Raw genomic sequence first — 18569 nt, forward strand, 5'->3', positions numbered from 1 at the left:
CACTATTCGAAACTGCGGAGGTCCTGGATGGCTAGTCGAAGCGGCGGGCTGGCCGGGCCGCATTGGGGTCGGTCGGGGCACAATGATGGAGTGACTACTGCCACCGACGGGTCCGCCGACGGCCGCTTGCGCGTGCTAGTGCTGGGCAGCACGGGTTCGATCGGCACCCAGGCGCTGGAAGTCATCGCCGCCAATCCGGACCGTTTCGAGGTCGTCGGGCTGGCTGCCGGGGGCAGCAATCTGGACACGCTGCTGCGACAGCGCGCCGAGACCGGCGTAACGGAGATTGCGATCGCCGACGAGCGGGCGGCGCAACTGGCCGGCGACATTGCGTACCAGGGGCCCGACGCTGTCACCCGGCTGGTGGAGGAGACCGAGGCCGACGTCGTCCTCAACGCGCTCGTCGGCGCATTGGGCCTGCGGCCGACGCTGGCCGCGCTGGCATCCGGGTCCAGGCTGGCCTTGGCCAACAAGGAATCGCTGGTTGCCGGCGGTCCACTGGTATTGCAGGCCGCGCAACCCGGTCAGATCGTGCCGGTCGACTCCGAGCATTCCGCGCTGGCTCAGTGCTTGCGCGCAGGCACCCCCGACGAAGTCGCCAAACTAGTGTTGACCGCCTCGGGTGGGCCGTTTCGGGGGTGGTCGGCGGCCGACCTTCGAGAGGTCACCCCGGAGCAGGCCGGTGCCCATCCGACCTGGTCAATGGGCCCGATGAATACGCTGAACTCGGCCTCACTGGTCAACAAGGGACTCGAGCTCATCGAAACCCACCTATTGTTCGGCATCCCGTACGAGCGCATCGAGGTCGTCGTGCATCCGCAGTCGATCGTGCATTCCATGGTCACCTTCGTCGACGGTTCGACCATCGCCCAGGCCAGCCCCCCAGACATGAAATTGCCGATCTCCCTGGCGTTGGGCTGGCCGCGCCGGGTGCCGGGTGCGGCCCGTTATTGCGATTTCAGTCAGGCTCAGACGTGGGAGTTCGAGCCGCTGGATGACGAGGTGTTTCCCGCCGTCGAGCTGGCTCGCCATGCTGGCGAGACCGGCGGGTGCATGACCGCGGTGTACAACGCGGCTAACGAAGAAGCGGCAGCGGCCTTCCTCGCCGGCCGGATCAGTTTCCCCGCCATCGTGGGAACAGTCGCCGACGTGCTGCACGCTGCCGACCAATGGGCCGTTTCACCCGCTAACGTGGATGACGTACTTGACGCGCAGCGTTGGGCGCGGCAGCGGGCACAGCGTGCGATCGCCAAAGCAAGCCCGGCCGGCGCATGCGAGAAGGTCTCCGGACTGGCTTGAGAAAGGTCGATAGAGGCTGATGATGTTCGTTGTCGGCATTGTGCTCTTCGCACTCGCCATCTTGATATCGGTGGCGCTGCACGAGTGCGGCCACATGTGGGTAGCGCGCGCGACCGGAATGAAGGTGCGGCGCTATTTCGTCGGCTTCGGTCCCACCTTGTGGTCGACGCGCCGAGGCGAAACCGAGTACGGGGTCAAGGCCATTCCGGCGGGTGGCTTCTGCGACATCGCCGGCATGACCCCGGTCGAGGATCTCGAGCCCGACGAACATGACCGGGCGATGTACAAACAGGCGACCTGGAAGCGGGTGGCGGTCCTGTTCGCCGGGCCCGGTATGAACTTCGTTATCTGCCTGGTGCTGATCTATGGCATCGCAGTGGTCTGGGGGCTGCCGAACCTGCACCCGCCCACCCAGGCGATCATTGGCGAAACCGGCTGTGTCGCACCGGAAACGGCTCAAGGAAAACTGGAGCAGTGCACCGGGCCGGGGCCCGCGGCGCTAGCCGGACTGCGCGCCGGTGACGTCGTCGTCAAGGTCGGCGACACCGCGGTCTCCACCTTCGACGAGATGGCGACCGCCATTCGTAAGCTGCACGGCAGCGTGCCGATCGTCGTCGAACGCGACGGAACCACGGTGACGGCCAACGTCGTCATCGAATCCACCCGCCGCTGGGTTCCCAACGAGCAGGGCAATCAACTCGAGCCCGCGACTGTCGGTGCTATCGGGGTGGGCGCGGCCCAGTCCGGGCCGACGCAATACGGGATTCTGTCGGCGCTGCCCGCCACGTTCGCCTTCACCGGTGACCTAACGGTCGAAGTGGGCAGGGCGCTGGTGGCCATCCCGACCAAGGTCGGCGCGCTGGTCCACGCCATCGGGGGCGGCCAGCGTGACCCGCAGACGCCGATCAGCGTGGTCGGCGCCAGCATCATCGGCGGCGACACCGTCGACCACGGGCTGTGGGTGGCCTTCTGGTTCTTCCTAGCCCAGTTGAATCTCATCCTCGGGGCCATCAACCTGCTGCCCCTGTTGCCGTTCGACGGCGGCCATATCGCCGTCGCGGTGTTCGAGAAGATCCGCAACATGATCCGCGCGGCCCGCGGCAAGGTGGCCGCGGCGCCGGTGAACTATCTCAAGCTGATGCCAGCGACCTATGTGGTGCTGGTTTTCGTGGTCGGATACATGTTGCTGACCGTCACCGCCGACTTGGTCAACCCGATCAGGTTGTTCCAATAAGAACCAGAAAGAAGGGGTCACAGTGACCACTGGCCTGGGCATCCCGCAGCCTCCGGCGCCCACGCTTTCGCCCCGCCGCACCACGCGTCAGCTGATGGTCCGCGATGTCGGAGTCGGCAGCGATTACCCGGTCTCGGTGCAATCGATGTGCACCACCAAGACCCACGACGTCAATGCCACGCTGCAGCAGATCGCCGAGCTGACCGCGGCGGGCTGCGACATCGTCCGGGTGGCCTGCCCCCGCCAAGAGGACGCTGACGCGCTGGCCGAGATAGCCCGGCACAGCCAGATTCCGGTGATCGCCGACATCCACTTCCAGCCGAAGTACATCTTTGCCGCCATCGATGCCGGTTGCGCTGCCGTGCGGGTGAATCCGGGCAACATCAAGGAGTTCGACGGCCGGGTGGGGGAGGTCGCCAAGGCGGCCGGGGCGGCCGGCATTCCGATTCGCATCGGGGTCAACGCGGGCTCGCTGGACAAGCGGTTCATGCAGAAGTACGGCAAGGCCACGCCCGAAGCGCTGGTCGAGTCTGCCCTGTGGGAAGCGTCGTTGTTCGAAGAGCATGGTTTCGGCAACATCAAGATCAGCGTCAAGCACAACGACCCGGTGATCATGGTCGCCGCCTACGAGCAGCTCGCGGCCCAATGCGACTATCCGCTGCACCTGGGGGTCACCGAGGCCGGTCCGGCCTTTCAGGGCACCATCAAGTCCGCGGTCGCTTTCGGTGCGCTGCTCTCGCGTGGCATCGGAGACACCATCCGGGTGTCGTTGTCGGCCCCACCCGTGGAGGAAGTCAAGGTCGGCAACCAGATTCTCGAGTCGCTGAATCTACGACCACGGTCCCTCGAGATCGTGTCCTGTCCGTCCTGCGGACGCGCTCAGGTCGACGTCTACACGCTGGCCAACGAGGTCACCGCCGGCTTGGACGGTCTTGACGTTCCGTTGCGGGTGGCCGTGATGGGGTGCGTCGTCAACGGTCCTGGTGAAGCGCGTGAGGCTGACCTGGGAGTGGCCTCGGGCAACGGCAAGGGCCAGATCTTTGTGCGGGGCGAAGTGATCAAGACGGTGCCCGAAGCGCAGATCGTCGAGACCCTGATCGAGGAGGCGATGCGCATCGCCGCAGAAATGGGAACCGAGGATCCGGGCACGACATCAAGCGGTACGCCTATTGTGACCGTAAGCTGATAGGGGTCAGTGAATTGTCTGGCCTCAGTTCGCACCACAGAGAGATCTGAGATGTCGGCTCCGCCCATCATGCGCCTTGTCGGCGAACGACGGGTGTCTGTGGTGCGTGACGTTGCCGCATTGTGGCGAGTGCTCGACGAGAATCCGGTCGAATCGTGCATGGTCGCCGCGCGGGTGGCCGACTACGGAATCGAGCCCAATTCGCTTGGCGGGGAACTGTGGACGCGCGACGGAGTGGATGAGTCGTTGTGCTTCGCCGGCGCCAACCTGATCCCGCTGCGCGGTGAATTGATCGATTTGAACGCGTTCGCCGATGAGGCGAAGAGCACCGCGCGGCGGTGTTCGTCGCTGGTGGGCCGGGCCGATCTGGTGCTGCCGATGTGGCAGCGCCTGGAGTCGGCCTGGGGGCCGGCCCGCGATGTGCGTGACCACCAGCCGCTCATGGCCATCAACACCCACCCCAGTTGCGCGATCGACCCGGAGGTACGCCAGGTCCGACCCGAGGAGTTGGACGCCTACCTGGTGGCTGCCGTGGACATGTTCATCGGTGAGGTGGGCATCGATCCTCGCCTCGGAGACGGCGGCCGGGGTTATCGCCGCCGGGTCGCCAGCCTCATCGCGGCCGGGCGGGCGTGGGCCCGGTTCGAGCACGGTGAGGTGATTTTCAAGGCCGAGGTGGGGTCGCAGTCTCCGGCCGTCGGGCAGATCCAGGGGGTTTGGGTTCATCCGGAGCGGCGCGGCCTGGGTTTGGGTACCGCGGGAACCGCCACGCTTGCCGCAGTGACCGTCGGCAGCGGGCGCATCGCCAGCCTGTACGTGAACAACTTCAACACGGTCGCCCGCGCCGCCTACACGCGCGTCGGCTTCAAGGAAGTCGGCACCTTCGCCACAGTGCTGCTCGACTGAGCAGCCTCCTGCACCAAACCCCTTCGTAGCGTCAACCAGATCCGACATAACGGTTGGGTCTCGGTGTGTCTACGCCCTCCTTGGCGTCACTGTTCTTAACATCAGTAACGATGGTAACTAGAGCAACATTGGCCTCAGCTGGCGCAGCCCTTTTGTTGGTCTGCTGCATGGCGCTGCCAGGCTGCACGCCCCGCCCCGAGGGCCCGGGGCCGGCTGCCGCGAAATTCTTCGCCGCGCTCGCCGTTGGCGATACCGCGACCGCGGCCCAGCTCAGCGACAACCCCAACGAAGCCCGGGAAGCGCTCAACGCCGCGTGGGCGGGTCTGCAGGCGACCCACCTGGACGCGCAGATCCTCAGCTCGAAGTACGCCGAGGACACGGGCACCGTCGTCTACCGCTTCACCTGGCACCTTCCCAAGAATCGGACGTGGACCTATGACGGCCAGTTGAAGATGGCCCGCGATGAGGGGCGCTGGGCGGTCCGCTGGGTATCCACCGGCTTGCATCCCAAGCTGGGGGAGCACCAGACGTTCTCGCTGCGCGCCGACCCGCCCCGGCGGGCGTCGGTCAACGAACTCGGCGGCACCGACGTACTCGTGCCGGGCTACGTGTATCACTACGCTCTGGATGCCGTCGAGGCCGGCCGCAACCTGATCGGGACCGCCCATGCCGCGGTTGATGCCCTGCACCCCTTCAACGACACGCTCAACGACCCGCAGCTGCTCGCCGAGCAGGCCAGTTCGTTGACACACCCGCTGGACTTGGGGGTCACCCTGCGTCCTGACGACAGCGGTCGGGTCGCCGAAGCGATCGGCCACCTGCCCGGTGTGGTGATCACGCCCCAGCCCGAGATGTTGCCGACCGACGATCATTTCGCCGGAGTCGTCATGACCGAGGTGAAGAAAGCCGTGGTCGACGAGCTGGAGGGCGAGGCGGGCTGGCGGGTGGTCAGCGTCAACCAGAACGGTGTGGACGTGGCCGTGCTGCATGAGGTGGCACCGTCACCGGCGCCGTCGGTCACCATCACGTTGGATCGGGCCGTGCAGAACGCCGCGCAGCGCGCGGTGGACGCCAGGGGCGGCAAGGCGATGATCGTGGTGATCAAGCCCTCGACCGGAGAGATCCTGGCGGTGGCGCAGAATGCCGCCGCCGACGCCGACGGCCCGGTTGCCACCACCGGCCTGTATCCACCCGGGTCGACCTTCAAGGTCGTTACCGCCGGTGCGGCCGTCGAGCGCGATATGGCCACCCCCAACACCATGCTCGGCTGCCCCGGCGAACTCGACATCGGCCATCGCACGATCCCCAATTACGGCGGCTTCGATCTCGGCGTAGTGCCGCTATCACGCGCGTTCGCCAGTTCGTGCAACACCACCTTCGCGGAACTGAGCAGCAAGATGCCCCCGCGCGGGTTGACGCAAGCGGCCATTCGTTACGGCATCGGGCTCGACTATCGAGTGGAGGGCCTCACCACGGTCACCGGTTCGGTGCCCCCGACGGTGGACCTGGCAGAGCGCACCGAGGACGGGTTCGGCCAGGGCAAGGTGTTGGCCAGCCCCTTCGGGATGGCGCTGGTGGCGGCCACCGTGGCCGCAGGCAGGACACCGGTTCCGCAGCTCATCGTCGGTCGGCCCACGCAGGTGACGGGTGCGGGCGCGCCGATCAGCCCGAAGATGGTGGACGCGCTGCGCCCCATGATGCGCCTGGTGGTGACCAACGGCACCGCCAAAGAGATCGCCGGGTGCGGCGAGGTCTTCGGCAAGACCGGTGAAGCCGAATTCCCGGGCGGGTCGCATTCCTGGTTCGCCGGATACCGCGGTGACCTGGCTTTCGCCTCGCTGATTGTCGGCGGTGGCAGCTCGGAATACGCCGTGCGGATGACCAAGATGATGTTCGAGCTGATGCCGCCCGGGTACCTGACCTAGCCGCTGTGGGCGCCTGGCTGGGCCGGCGGCGTCGCCGCCAATCCCGCAACCGCGGTAAGTTGCCAGGAGAGGCGGATGATCGCCGTTAGCGAGGGACATCAGGAAAAGGCCATGACGGATTCCGGTGCAGAGATGGTGGCGTTGCGGGTCTCCGACGCCGACAGGAACGGCACGATGCGCCGTTTACACAACGCGGTGGCGCTCGGGTTGATCGACATCAATGAATTCGAGCAGCGTTCGTCTCGGGTGTCGTTTGCGCGCACCCAGAACGAACTGGACGGGCTGGTCTGTGACCTGCCCGGGCCGGGTGCCATCGTCACATCCGCGGCTGACCGGGTCGAATTGCGTGGCTGGGCCGGGTCGTTGAAGCGCCATGGCGAATGGATGGTCCCCACTCGCCTGGCGTTGGTTCGCCGGCTGGGCTCGATCGAACTCGACCTGACCAAGGCGCGTTTCGCGGGACCCGTGGTGGTGATCGAACTCGACATGAGGTTCGGCTCACTCGAGCTCAGACTGCCCGAGGGGGCCAGCGCCTCCATCGACGACGTCGAGGTTTACGTGGGCAGTGCCAGCGACCGTCGCAAGGATGCCCCTGGGGAAGGCACACCGCATGTCGTGGTGACGGGCCAGGTGGTGTGCGGCTCCGTGGTGATCCGGGGTCCGCGCCGGGCCTTGCTGCGCCGCCATCAGGTGTAACCAGCGGTTCGTCCAGACAGCGACCATCGGGGCGGGATGTGGCGGCGGGCCGGGCGGCTCCCGGCGAGGTGCGAGTCACCGGCCAGGCGCGACTAAGCTAGCGGGATGCCTGCTCGCACCGCGCTTTCCCCTGGAGTCCTCTCGCCGATGCGTTCGGTGCCCAAGTGGATCGCGCGCCCGGAGTATGTCGGCAAGCCGACGGCCCGCGAAGGGACCGAGCCATGGGTGCAGACCCCTGAGGTCATCGAGAAGATGCGCGTGGCCGGGCGAATCGCGGCCGGCGCACTGGTGGAGGCGGGCAAAGCGGTGGCACCCGGGGTCACGACCGACGAGCTGGACCGGATCGCGCACGAGTACATGGTCGACAACGGTGCCTATCCGTCGACGCTGGAATACAAGGGCTTCCCCAAGTCGTGCTGTACCTCGCTCAACGAGGTGATCTGCCACGGAATCCCCGACTCGACGGTGATCGCCGACGGTGACATCGTCAACATCGATGTCACCGCTTACTTCGACGGGGTGCATGGCGACACCAACGCGACCTTCCTGGCCGGTGACGTCTCCGAGGAGCACCGGCTGCTGGTGGAGCGCACCCGGGAAGCGACGATGCGGGCGATCAACGCCGTCAAACCCGGACGGGCGTTGTCGGTCATCGGGCGAGTGATCGAGGCGTATGCAAATCGCTTTGGCTACAACGTGGTTCGCGACTTCACCGGCCACGGCATCGGTACCACCTTCCACAACGGGCTGGTTGTGTTGCATTACGACCAGCCTGCGGTGGAGACGATCATGCAGACCGGGATGACATTCACCATCGAGCCGATGATCAACCTGGGCACGTTGGACTACGAGATCTGGGATGACGACTGGACGGTGGTCACCAAGGACCGCAAGTGGACCGCGCAGTTCGAACACACGCTGCTGGTCACCGATACCGGTGCCGAGATTCTCACGTTGCCATGAGCTCTCCATGCGCGAGCAGACACAAACTCGCGTAGCCGTCCGCGTGCCGGTGCGATTTTGCGTCTGCTCGCCATGCTCGGTGGCGTCGGCGGTTGACCCGTTACCGGGTGGTTAACCGCAGGAAGCTCGAGGTGTCGCGGGGCTGCGACTGGATGAACTCGTGGCACGCTCTGGTCGATTGGCGGTAACTTGCGTAAGTGTCTTCGATGATGACCACGCTCGACGGATTCCCGGTCCAAGTGGCAGTGGCCGGTCCCGCAACTGGCGTCGTCGTCGCCATTCTTGGTGCCGATCAACGCGCTGTCACCGCGTATGACGCGGTGTGCGAGCGGCTGCATACCGCCTCACTTCGAACGGTGGTGGTGGGCGCCGACCCGCGGCTGACGTCAAAATCCGTGGTTGGCATCCTCGATGCCCTGGGTATCAAGTGGGCGGTGGTGGCCGGCGATCGGGAGGGCGCCGAACTCGCCTGGGAACTGGCGGCGACGAGGTTGGGCAGGTTCGCCGGCTTGGTCGCAATTGACCGTGGCCATCCGGCGATCGCCGATTCCGAGGGTATCGTTCGCGATGACCTGTGTCCGCCCGTCGAGATCGCCACCACCGTGCTGGTGACTTCGGCGGCCGTGCGGGAAGCGGCCCGTAACAGCCAGCAGTTGGTCTACGCCGAGTATCGGGTCGTTGAGCTGCTGGGCCGACGCAATGCGCAGGAGTCGACGGCCCAGCTGGCCACCGAGATCGTGCTGCGCACCAGCGGTTGGTAGGTGCCGCCAACCTGGCCTTCCACGAGCAGGCCGGGGATGTCTAGTCTTGTGCCACAACCGTTTCCGTTGAAATATTCGGCATGACACCACGCTGGGCGATGCGGATGCTCCAGCATGATGGGGAGAGGACGGGTGGTCTTGAACGCCGCTGGACCGGGACCGATCGTGGGGATGACCACATATCTGGACCAAGCCAAGACTGGTGTCTGGGATGTCAGCGCAAGTTTTCTGCCCGCCAGCTATTTCGACGGTGTCACCATGGCTGGTGGCATCGCCGTGCTGCTGCCTCCGCAGCGGGCCGATGCCGATGCTGCCAACAGAGTGCTCGACAGCCTCGATGCCCTGGTCATCACCGGAGGTAAGGATGTCGACCCCGCTGCCTACGGCCAACAGGCGCATCCGGCCACCGACGAGCCGGCACCGATCCGGGACAGCTGGGAGTTCGCGCTACTGCGCGGTGCACTGCACCGGGGGCTACCGGTGCTCGGTATCTGCCGCGGCGCTCAAGTTCTCAACGTCGCATTCGGTGGGACGCTGCACCAGCACCTGCCCGATGTGCTCGGGCACAACGGACACCGGGCAGGCAACGCGGTGTTTTCCTCGCTGCCGGTGCGTACCGTGCCCGGGACCCGGTTGGCGACCTTGATCGGGGAGTCCGCGCAGGTGCGTTGCTACCACCACCAGGCCGTCGCCGAGGTGGGCGAAGGCCTGGTGGTCAGCGCCTGGGATGTTGACGGCGTGGTCGAGGCGCTGGAGCTGCCGGGGGAGAACTTCGTGCTGGCCGTGCAGTGGCATCCCGAGGAGTCATTGGAGGATCTGCGTCTGTTCTCGGCTGTGGTGGATGCCGCCCGGTCGCGCAGCAGCGGGTGAGCGGATCGGACCTCCCGATTGGACGCCGCACTCGGCTCCGCCGGCCTAGTGTGGGCGCTACCCCGGCGGCTCACTGCCGACGGCGTCACCGATTGGTTCGCAGATCCATCCGGTGCGTTGTAGCACCGAGACGACGGGGCTGGCCGCAATCGCTGTTATCCACGCCTGCGGCACCGACAACGCTCCGATCGATGTCGCGTGATCAACGTCGACCAAAAGCTGGCTACCGCCACTGTCCGCGACGGTGGTTCGTGCTAGGCCCGAGGCGGTAGCCGTTTCCAGGACATGTAGCGTGCGGGCCGCGAGATTTGACCGTAGGACAACCGAACTCAGTCTTGACAGCGACAAAGCCGCAGGGGAGATCGCGGCACCCAATGACGCATAGGGCGCAGACAGGGCCTTGAGCGCTCGCGGAATTGATGAAACCACCTGAGTGCCGGTAGTCATGATCGCGAGGCTGTCCATGGCGGCTGTCCCGCAGGCAACGGGCGACCCACGGTGGGCCAGTCTCGTGAACCCGATGGCGACGAGTTGGGAGGTCAACGCCGTCGACCTCGGCGAGATAGCCAGGGCACCGGCGAAGTCGTGCACGGCGTCGGCGCAGTGCACCCACACCCGTTCGTACTCGGCTTCGAGCTCGGCGATCACCGGGCTGGCCTGGCCCAGAAAGTTGTTCGCCGACAACCACTTTCTCATCATGCGGTTGGGCGCGATCAGCTGAGCCGATGTCATCTTTGCTGCTGCCTGTTCGTAGGCTTTCGCGGCGGTTTCGGCCTGAACCGCGGTCTGACTGGCATGGCGGGCCAGGGCGGTGAGCAATGCCCAGTGCGGCGCAATGACCCGCATCACCGGCACCGCCGCCGGCCCGCGCCACCCGCTGGTGAGCCCGGCGGCGATCGAACTACATTCCGCCCCAATCTGGCGCATCCCGGCGGCCAACCCGCGCAACGCCACCGCGGTGGCCTGCAGGGAGCCCGGACGGGCTCGACCGGAGTTGACCTCCGGTGGCAACTTCCCGAAGTCCATGGCTATCTCTTCGGCCTCTTCCGCGCGACAATCGTTCGGGGGATGGCAGGAGTGGGCCGTAGAGACATGATCAATTCCTAAAGTGCTGGGGGACGGGTTGATTCCGCTGTTGTCCCGTTACCGATGTGCTCGGGATCGTTGGCATTCGATGGCATCCTGCGAAGGGGTTACCGCATCGAAGAACGGCGTCATGCAACCAGCGCAGACGCGTTGAAATTGCGTGGTTGGCGATCACCTGTAACCGGTTGTGGTGCAGCACAACCGGCGGGAACGATCAGCGCCGAGCGACGCAGAACTTGGTCAAGATATCTCGGTCATCGGCAGTCGCCGTCGGTGGACCCGGCGGGTGCACGTGGATCAGCTGGGATTGCCAGCCCCGGGTTACCCAACCACTCGTCGGCCACCAGGCCGAAAGTGGCCCAAGGTGGGCCTGGCTTGGCGGCCGATCCCGCGTCATCCAAGCGTTTCTGAAGGGTTTCTGATGCGCGGGAGGAGCGTCTTGATCGCTATGGTTCACGGGTTGTGAGCCGTGAGCGAGCTGCAGGTGGCCGATATCGGGGATCGCCTGCGACCATGCTGCGGGTTGCAGTAGTGCCGCGGCGGAAAGCCCGGACCGCAGTGCCCAGCCCGCGATGACGGCGGCAAAAAGACCTAGCGCGACGACAACGGCGACGGCGCGTTGCCATCGTCGGGGAGAAGCCGCGCATGGGAAGGTCACAGTGGCGCAAACGTACAGCGCCAGCATTGTTGGGGGCTGGAAGAAACCTTTGAGATTGGTTAGAGGAATGCCATTTTCGGCTGGGTAGCTGAGCACGGGCACGTGATCGGGGCCCGATGCGGCGCGGGCCCTAACCGCATCCCGTCATCGTTTGGGTCATCCGGCGGCCGGGGAACGGGGTACCACCGTTGAGCGCAGCTCGAACCGGGAGGCGGCAGGGCCGTTAGCGCTGCGCCCGTTCATGCCGGTCAACGGCATGAACGGCATACCTGCGGTGCCGCTGTCTACGGAGCCAACCGAGGACAAACTGCTCGGTAGGTTCGCGGCGACGGCACTTGTGGCTGGCGCCGTGATCCAAGAATGCGGAACCGACAACGCCCCTACCGTCATGCCGCGTCCCATTGCGGCGCTCAGTGCCGCACCGCTACCCGTGATTCCCAGCGAGACCGATCCCAGCGATTGCGCCCCGGATTCGACCGCCTTGACCGCACCTGTGGCCGCGGCAGTGAGCGAACCGGTTGCGGCTTTGGTAAATCCGATCCCCTTATCGAGGAAGTTCAGCGCGTACATGGCGAAGTTCAGCGGCACGGTCAGTGAGCTCAGCTTCGACAGCGACGTTGACAACGACGTGAAGGCGCTATTCAGGGATGTCATGATGGGTGCGGTGGCGAGCCCCGCCAGGGCCACGGGCAGCGTTGTGATCACCTGAGATGCCGCCAGTACGGCCTCGAGGCTTGGCGCAGCCGCCGATGCGCCGGTCGATTGCGTGGCGGCAACACCTTGTCTGGCCAACCCGACCGGGTCGGTGATCGGCGGCGGTGAAGTAAATGGCGTCAGCCGTGTGGCGCTCGCGCAAGCACCCGCGTAGCCATACATTGCTGCCGCATCCTGAGCCCACATCTGTTCGTAGTTGGCCTCGGTTGTCGCGATCGCCGGGCTGTTCTGACCTAGTAGGTTGGTCGCGATCAACGCTGCGAGATGGGCACGGTTGGCGGCGATCACCGGTGGTGGCACTGTCGCCGCGAACGCGCCGGCGTGGGCACTGACGGCCGCTCTTGCCTGCGCCGAGGCTAGCTGTGCCTGGGCCGCGGTGGTGCTGAGCCACGTCGCGTAGGGCGCGGCGGCTTGGGCCATCGCGGTAGCGGCCGGTCCCTGCCACTTGCCGGCCAGTCCCGCGGTGATGGAGCTATAGCAACTGGCCGCCGAATAGAGCTCGGTGGCCAACGCGTCCCAGGCTGTTGCCGCGGTCTGCATGGATGTCGATCCTGGCCCGGAATACATGCGAGCGGAGTTGATTTCGGGTGGTAAAGCTGCGTAGTCCATTGCTATTTCCTCGGGTCTTGCGCCGGTTGGCCGGCTTGGTGCGTTGGCGTGTCTGTCGCCGCTAGCATGACGAATTAGTTTGTGGCGCAACAGAACATGCTCTTCTTCCGGGCACGTTTGGGTGAGCCGTTTAGTGCATGACAAGTCGCACGGGTCAGCGAGATTGCTGACCGGGTGTAGGTTTCGCCGGCTCCGCGTCAGCCTTGGAATGGCCGCACAACGAGCCTGGTGCTAGCCGATCAGCAGCGAGCGACGCAGAGCTGGTTGAGATATGCCCGCCCGGCGGCAGCTGCCAGCGGGGCACGCGCACGCAGTGCACTGAGCGGGTGGCCCGCCGTGGTCAGTGAGGCAGGTGTGGATAGCCACCACTGCGGTGGTGCCGAGCGCGACCACGTCGGCGGCCGATCCCGTTTCAACCCAGCGCTTTTGCACGGGCTGTGGCCTGTGGATGACGAGCGTTGGTGCCCGGTGCTGCGCACGGACTGTTTGTCGATCTCGGCTCGGTTAAGGCCGGCGGCGGATGCTGTTGCGGCCGGATGCGACGGAGTGGCGGCCGCCACCCCAGAGCGCAGTGCCCAGCATCCGATGACGGCGGCGAATAGGCACAGTCCTGCCACCACAGCGATGGCTGACTGCCATCGCGTCGGCTTGTTGGGGCCCCGCAGAAACACAGTGATTCAACGGTACCAGCGACCGTGCTCAGCTGAGGTGTCAAGACGTGAACCGGCTTTCGCGCCGGTGCCGAGCATGGCCGTGAACCGGATTGGCAGGGAGTCCGGTCAACCCGCCGCTGGTGGGTGCATGACCACTGTCGGCTTGAACCCGTAGCGGGGGACCTCGCTGAAACCGCGTCCGCCAAAGCCGCTCAATGGCAGCCCGCCGAGCATGCTCGCCGGGCCGTGTGCGGTCAGGGGTGCGCCGGCGGCAACGGATGGCAAGGTCGCCACTGCGGCGCCGACCGGCGAGGTCGCCGCCCAGGTCGGGGGCGCCGACAATGACCCGATCGAGGCCGCATTTCCCACCCCCGCCGACACGGCGGTGCCCAACCCGCCGAATCCGCCGAGACCGGGTGCGGCCCCGCCGAGGCCGCTACTGGCGGCGATGGCGGCGTCCTCGGCAGCGTCCATGGCCGAGAAACTGGATAGCCCGAAGAAGTCACACATGGTGCCAAAGAAGTTGCCGGGCGTGTAGAAGCCGGAGCCGATCGCGTTCGTGGTTATTGCGTTGACGGCTGTGCCCAGCGGCGATCCGTCGGTCCCGTTGAAGAATGCGAGCAGCCCGCTCGGGGTCGTCAGGTCGATGCCCTGTAAACCGAGCCAACTTTGAATTCCGTCCAGTTGTGGGGCACCCAGCCCCAGCGCGCCCGCGACATCGGTGATGGTGACGCCGGACGCTGACGGCGAGGCCAGCCCCTGCAGGGCGGTCGGCACCGTTGACATCACCTGTGACAGCGATGCCTGGCTTTGGGTGCTACTTGTGGTCGCAGCCTGGGCGATCAGGCCGGCCTCGGGGCTGGCGGTCGGTGGTGGGTCGGCGAACGGGGTCAACCGCGTTGCCGTCGCGCAGCACGCGGCATAGCCGTACATGGCGGCCGCATCTTGGGCCCACATCTCGCCGTAGGCGGCCTCGGCGGCGGCGATGGCCGGCGTGTTTTGGCCGAGTAGGTTGGTGGCGACCAATGAGGCCAACAACGCGCGGTTGGCCGCGATCATCGGCGGTGGCACGGTCACGGCGAATGCGGCTTCGTAGGCCCCGGCGGCGGCCTTGGCCTGCAGTGAAGCCTGCAGGGCCTGTGTAGCGGTGCCCGCCATCCAGGCGATGTAAGGGGCGGCGGCGGAGGCCATCGAGGTCGATGCCGGCCCCCGCCACGGCCCGCTCGTCATGGCGGCCAATGCTGAACTGTAATCGGCTGCGGCCGAGGATAACTCGGTAGAAAGGCCATCCCAGGCCAGTGCGGCGGCCAGCATCGGGCCCGAGCCGGGTCCGGTGTACATGCGTGCCGAGTTGACTTCTGGCGGAAGCGCTGCGTAGTCCATGGTTGCACCCAGCGCTCAACCGGCGATGATCGCGTTGATGGCTTCGTTGGTGGGATGGCAATCCGCACCGACCGACCGCATCGGGCCAAGGTATTTGGCGTTATCCGCTGCTGCGGAGCATATTTCGGGTATCGTTCGGACAGATGACATGGGCTGCTCTTTCGGAATCGAGCCCGGCCCCGGTGGAAGTGTCCGTGTTTGGGCGCGCAGCGGTGCGCGATCGAGAAACAGCATACGAGCATGAAATATGGTTCAGTGAAGCCATTTTCGATGTCGAGTGCGATACCGGGTCCGGATGGGTAGGTTACGGCCGTCGACTTCAGTGAATTGCTCCGCCCGTGGTTGGGGGAGGAGCTGGTCCGATCGTTGTGTCGCTTGTGCGTCGATCCATGGTTGGGATGCCGGAAATGCCTCCCCACCAACGTCTATCAGATCGGATCGTCATCGAATCCGGTATCGGCGCGGTGGTGCCCGCGGCTTGAGACCGACCCAAGCCGATGTGACGACGCGTGTCAGCCGACGCGTTCGGCAGGCATCGAGCACTGCTCTTCTAGCTGTGCGCTACTGCGGGTCAGGAAACAAGGTGCCGATTTGTCCGGTGCAATAGTGTTTCGCATCAAGTGCGACAATGGCTGCCGGCAGCACAGAGCACAGGCCATGTGCGTCCCCTTAGGGTTGGCGGAGACTCCCTGTATCTAGAAGTTAACTACTGCAACCACATTGATGCAATCGATTTGCAGAAATAGTTGCGAATCATTTGCTACACGACCAGATGCGCACCATCTGCGGTTCGGGGGAGAGTGGGTGTGGGCTCAGGTCAACCCGTTGAGCCCGTCTTCGCCTAGCAGGGTGCCGCCGGTACCGCCGGCTCCGCCCTTGCCGTCGGTGCCCGCAGTTGCACCGGCAGCGCCGTTGCCGCCGTTGCCGCCGTTGCCGATCAGCATCGCACCGCCGCCGTCCCCGCCGTCCCCGCCGTCCCCGAATCCGCCCAAGTCGCACTCTCCGCCGGCGCCGCCGGAGCCTCCGGTGCCCAAGAGCGGTCCGCCGCTACCGCCGGACCCGCCGGAGCCGCCATCGATGAACACTCCGAATCCACCGGCCCCGCCGTCACCACCACTGCCGAATAGACCTGCGTTGCCGCCGTTGCCTCCGGACCCGCCCCCGGATCCGAACCCGCCGAACCCGCCGAATCCGCCGCTGCCGAACAGCAACCCGGCGTTGCCGCCGGCGCCGCCGGTACCAGCAAAGCCGCGGGAGGCTCCGCCGGAGCCGCCGTGCCCGCCGTTGCCGAACAGCAGTCCGGCGTTGCCGCCGGCTCCACCGTTGCTCGAGGGAGCATCGTCGCTGTAGCCGCCGGTGCCGCCAGCGCCGCCGGCGCCGCCGAGCAACCCGCCATTGCCTCCAGCGCCACCGTCGCCGCCGTCGGTATCCCCGGGCCCGCCGTGACCTCCGGCGCCGCCTCCGGCGCCGACCAGGCCGCTGAGCAGCCCGCCCGCGCCGCCGGCCCCGCCGCCCCCACCGGGCCCGGCGAGGCTGCCCCCGCCTACCCCGCCGCCTCCGCCCCCGCCAAACAGGCCCCCGGCTCCACCTGCCCCGCCTACCCCTCCGGCTCCGGTACCGGTCGCTGGTGAGAACCCGCCGGCACCACCAGCCCCGCCAGTACCCGCCAGAAATCCGCCGGCCCCGCCCTCACCGCCGGCGCCGCCCAGGCCTCCCGTCGAGGTGCCACCGGCACCGCCGGTGCCGCCGGTGCCCCACAGCCCGGCGGCTCCGCCCGCACCTCCGTCTTGGGCCGTGAACAGTGGAGCGGATCCGCCGGCGCCGCCGTCGCCGAGCAGCCAGCCGCCGGCGGCTCCATCGGCACCGCTACCCGCCGCAGCGGGGGTACCGTTGCCGATTAGCGGCCGTCCGGTCAGTGTCTGGATCGGCCCGTTGATCGCGGTCAGCGCCTGTTGCTGCAGGGCGTGTATCGGCGAAGCGCTGGCCGGCGCGTTGAAGCCGTCCAGACCCAAGAGCAGCCCGCTGGTCCCGCCCACGCCGGTGCCGCCGACGGTCACACCAGCGCCGCCGATACCGGCGTTGCCGCCGTTGCCGATCAGTACGCCGGCCCCGCCGGCCCCGCCGGCGCCACCGGTGGAAGCGGTGCCGCCGTTGCCACCGGCGCCTCCGTTGCCGAACAGCACCCCACCGGTACCGCCGCCGCCGCCGACACCCCCGGAGCTGAAATAGCCCGCCCCGCCGGCGCCGCCGATTCCGCCGTTGCCAAACCAGCCGGCGTCGCCGCCGGCGCCGCCGGCCCCGCCGTCCACGGAGCTGAAGCCGCCGACTGCACCGGCCCCGCCATCACCGAACAACCCCGCATGACCGCCGGCGCCACCAACCCCCCCGGTGCCGCTAAAGGTGGCTCCGCCGGCACCGCCGGACCCGCCCGGCCCGAACAACAAGCCGGCCGCGCCGCCGGCCCCGCCGTCCCCGCCAAGGGTGCCGCCGAATGCGCCCGACCCGCCGCTTCCGCCCGGGCCGGCCAGCGCCCCGCCGTCCCCGCCGTCCCCGCCCGCTCCGCCATTGACCGAGCCGAATCCGCCGTTACCGCCGTTGCCGCCGCCGGAGCCGAATAGCCCCGCAAGCAGCCCACCGGCTCCACCGGCTCCACCATCCCCACCGGTATCCATCCCTGAGGCGCCGCCGGCCCCGCCGAGCCCGCCGGCGCCAAACAACCCGCCGGTGCCGCCGGTGCCACCGACACCGCCCGATGCGGTTAAGAAATTGCTGTACCCGCCGGCCCCGCCGGTCCCGGCATTGCCTAACAACAAGCCCCCGGCCCCGCCGGCTCCGCCGGTGCCGCCGTTGCCGGTCGATGAGCTGCCGCCGGTACCGCCGGCACCCCCGGACCCGAACAGTCCGGCCGCGCCGCCGGCCCCGCCGTTCTGCCCGGATCCCGCCGCGCCAGAGCCGCCGGCGCCGCCATTGCCGAGCAGCCAGCCGCCGGCCGCCCCATCGGCACCGGTGCCCGGGGTCCCGTTGGCGCCGTTGCCGATCAGTGGGCGTCCGGTCAAGGCCAAAGCGGGGGCGTTGATTGCGGCCAGGAGGGGGTCGGCGATTGACGCCGCGCTGGCGGCCTCGGCGCTGGAATAGGCGCCGGCCCCGGAGGTCAGGGCCTGCACAAACCGGCTCCCAAACGCCGCCGCTTGGGCACTGGCCGCTTGATAGGCCTGGGCGTGGCCGGAAAACAGCGCCGCAATTGCGGTTGATATCTCGTCTTCGGCGGCGGCGAGGATCTCGGTTGTAGGGATGGCCGCAGCGGCATTGGCGGCGCTCAGTGTCGAGCCGATGCCAGTCAAGTCTGTTGCTGCCGAGCCAATAAAATCGGGTACCGCAATTACGAACGACATTGTCATCCCTCAAAATAGAATCGAATTCGGTTTGCGCCCAATCGATGTCGACGCGCCTGGCGATATTTACCGTATAGCAAATTAGCTTTTGGGATTCCTATTTCCATAACGGATGCCTAGAATTGGCGGTAATAGCGGCAGGTGATGGGCGGCACGGCGATCTCGCTTGGTCGCCGGTTTGCTGTGAAAAGTCCTGGGGTGAAATGGCTTTAGGGCGTCGTGTCCGAACCTGCC

At 66.9% G+C, this 18569-nt stretch carries 14 protein-coding genes; 9 read left to right on the forward strand and 5 right to left on the reverse strand.

What is annotated here, in order from left to right:
- Window positions 1-90: 90 nt before the first annotated feature.
- The 9 genes from dxr (at window position 91) to CCUG20998_RS08825 (ending at window position 9840) form a co-directional block, all read left to right on the forward strand.
- Window positions 91-1299: a 1-deoxy-D-xylulose-5-phosphate reductoisomerase gene (gene dxr / locus CCUG20998_RS08785; protein ID WP_020728283.1), complete on the forward strand. Its 1209-nt coding sequence runs from the start codon at window positions 91-93 to the stop codon at window positions 1297-1299.
- A gap of 19 nt (window positions 1300-1318) precedes the next feature.
- The gene (locus tag CCUG20998_RS08790) at window positions 1319-2533 is read left to right on the forward strand and encodes a M50 family metallopeptidase (protein ID WP_012393635.1); all 1215 of its coding nucleotides are present in this window, start codon (window positions 1319-1321) and stop codon (window positions 2531-2533) included.
- 22 nt (window positions 2534-2555) lie between these two features.
- Window positions 2556-3719, forward strand: coding sequence for a flavodoxin-dependent (E)-4-hydroxy-3-methylbut-2-enyl-diphosphate synthase (ispG, locus tag CCUG20998_RS08795; protein WP_012393636.1), 1164 nt, complete (start codon window positions 2556-2558; stop codon window positions 3717-3719).
- 51 nt (window positions 3720-3770) lie between these two features.
- Window positions 3771-4625, forward strand: a complete 855-nt coding sequence (locus CCUG20998_RS08800) for a GNAT family N-acetyltransferase (protein ID WP_012393637.1) — start codon at window positions 3771-3773, stop codon at window positions 4623-4625.
- 110 nt (window positions 4626-4735) lie between these two features.
- Complete coding sequence (locus CCUG20998_RS08805) at window positions 4736-6550, forward strand: penicillin-binding transpeptidase domain-containing protein (protein ID WP_036455410.1); 1815 nt, start codon at window positions 4736-4738, stop codon at window positions 6548-6550.
- Between the two features lie 111 nt (window positions 6551-6661).
- Window positions 6662-7246 (forward strand): DUF1707 SHOCT-like domain-containing protein, encoded by a 585-nt coding sequence (locus CCUG20998_RS08810; protein ID WP_036427447.1) that lies wholly within the window; start codon window positions 6662-6664, stop codon window positions 7244-7246.
- A gap of 105 nt (window positions 7247-7351) precedes the next feature.
- Window positions 7352-8209 carry a type I methionyl aminopeptidase gene (gene map / locus CCUG20998_RS08815; RefSeq protein WP_012393640.1) on the forward strand — a complete coding sequence of 286 codons (858 nt, stop codon included), beginning with the start codon at window positions 7352-7354 and terminating at the stop codon, window positions 8207-8209.
- 206 nt (window positions 8210-8415) lie between these two features.
- The gene (locus CCUG20998_RS08820; RefSeq protein ID WP_036455412.1) at window positions 8416-8970 is read left to right on the forward strand and encodes an alpha/beta hydrolase; all 555 of its coding nucleotides are present in this window, start codon (window positions 8416-8418) and stop codon (window positions 8968-8970) included.
- Between the two features lie 114 nt (window positions 8971-9084).
- On the forward strand, window positions 9085-9840 hold the full coding sequence (locus CCUG20998_RS08825; RefSeq protein ID WP_231389646.1) for a gamma-glutamyl-gamma-aminobutyrate hydrolase family protein: 756 nt from the start codon (window positions 9085-9087) through the stop codon (window positions 9838-9840).
- A gap of 57 nt (window positions 9841-9897) precedes the next feature.
- Here CCUG20998_RS08825 and CCUG20998_RS08830 read toward each other — a convergent pair whose 3' ends face one another.
- The 5 genes from CCUG20998_RS08830 to CCUG20998_RS08860 all read right to left on the reverse strand — a co-directional run bounded on the left by CCUG20998_RS08830 (window position 9898) and on the right by CCUG20998_RS08860 (window position 18335).
- Window positions 9898-10866, reverse strand: a complete 969-nt coding sequence (locus CCUG20998_RS08830) for a PPE family protein (RefSeq protein ID WP_020728287.1) — start codon at window positions 10864-10866, stop codon at window positions 9898-9900.
- A gap of 874 nt (window positions 10867-11740) precedes the next feature.
- Complete coding sequence (locus CCUG20998_RS08840) at window positions 11741-12907, reverse strand: PPE family protein (protein ID WP_020728289.1); 1167 nt, start codon at window positions 12905-12907, stop codon at window positions 11741-11743.
- 779 nt (window positions 12908-13686) lie between these two features.
- Window positions 13687-14943, reverse strand: coding sequence for a PPE family protein (locus CCUG20998_RS08850; protein WP_020728290.1), 1257 nt, complete (start codon window positions 14941-14943; stop codon window positions 13687-13689).
- Window positions 14944-14958: 15 nt separating this feature from the next.
- Window positions 14959-15177 (reverse strand): hypothetical protein, encoded by a 219-nt coding sequence (locus tag CCUG20998_RS08855; RefSeq protein WP_036455415.1) that lies wholly within the window; start codon window positions 15175-15177, stop codon window positions 14959-14961.
- A gap of 578 nt (window positions 15178-15755) precedes the next feature.
- Entirely contained in the window at window positions 15756-18335 is a 2580-nt protein-coding gene (locus CCUG20998_RS08860) for a PE family protein (protein WP_116267768.1), read from the reverse strand.
- Between the last annotated feature and the right edge of the window lie 234 nt (window positions 18336-18569).

The sequence above is a fragment of the Mycobacterium marinum genome (assembly GCF_003391395.1).
Taxonomy (GTDB): domain Bacteria; phylum Actinomycetota; class Actinomycetes; order Mycobacteriales; family Mycobacteriaceae; genus Mycobacterium; species Mycobacterium marinum.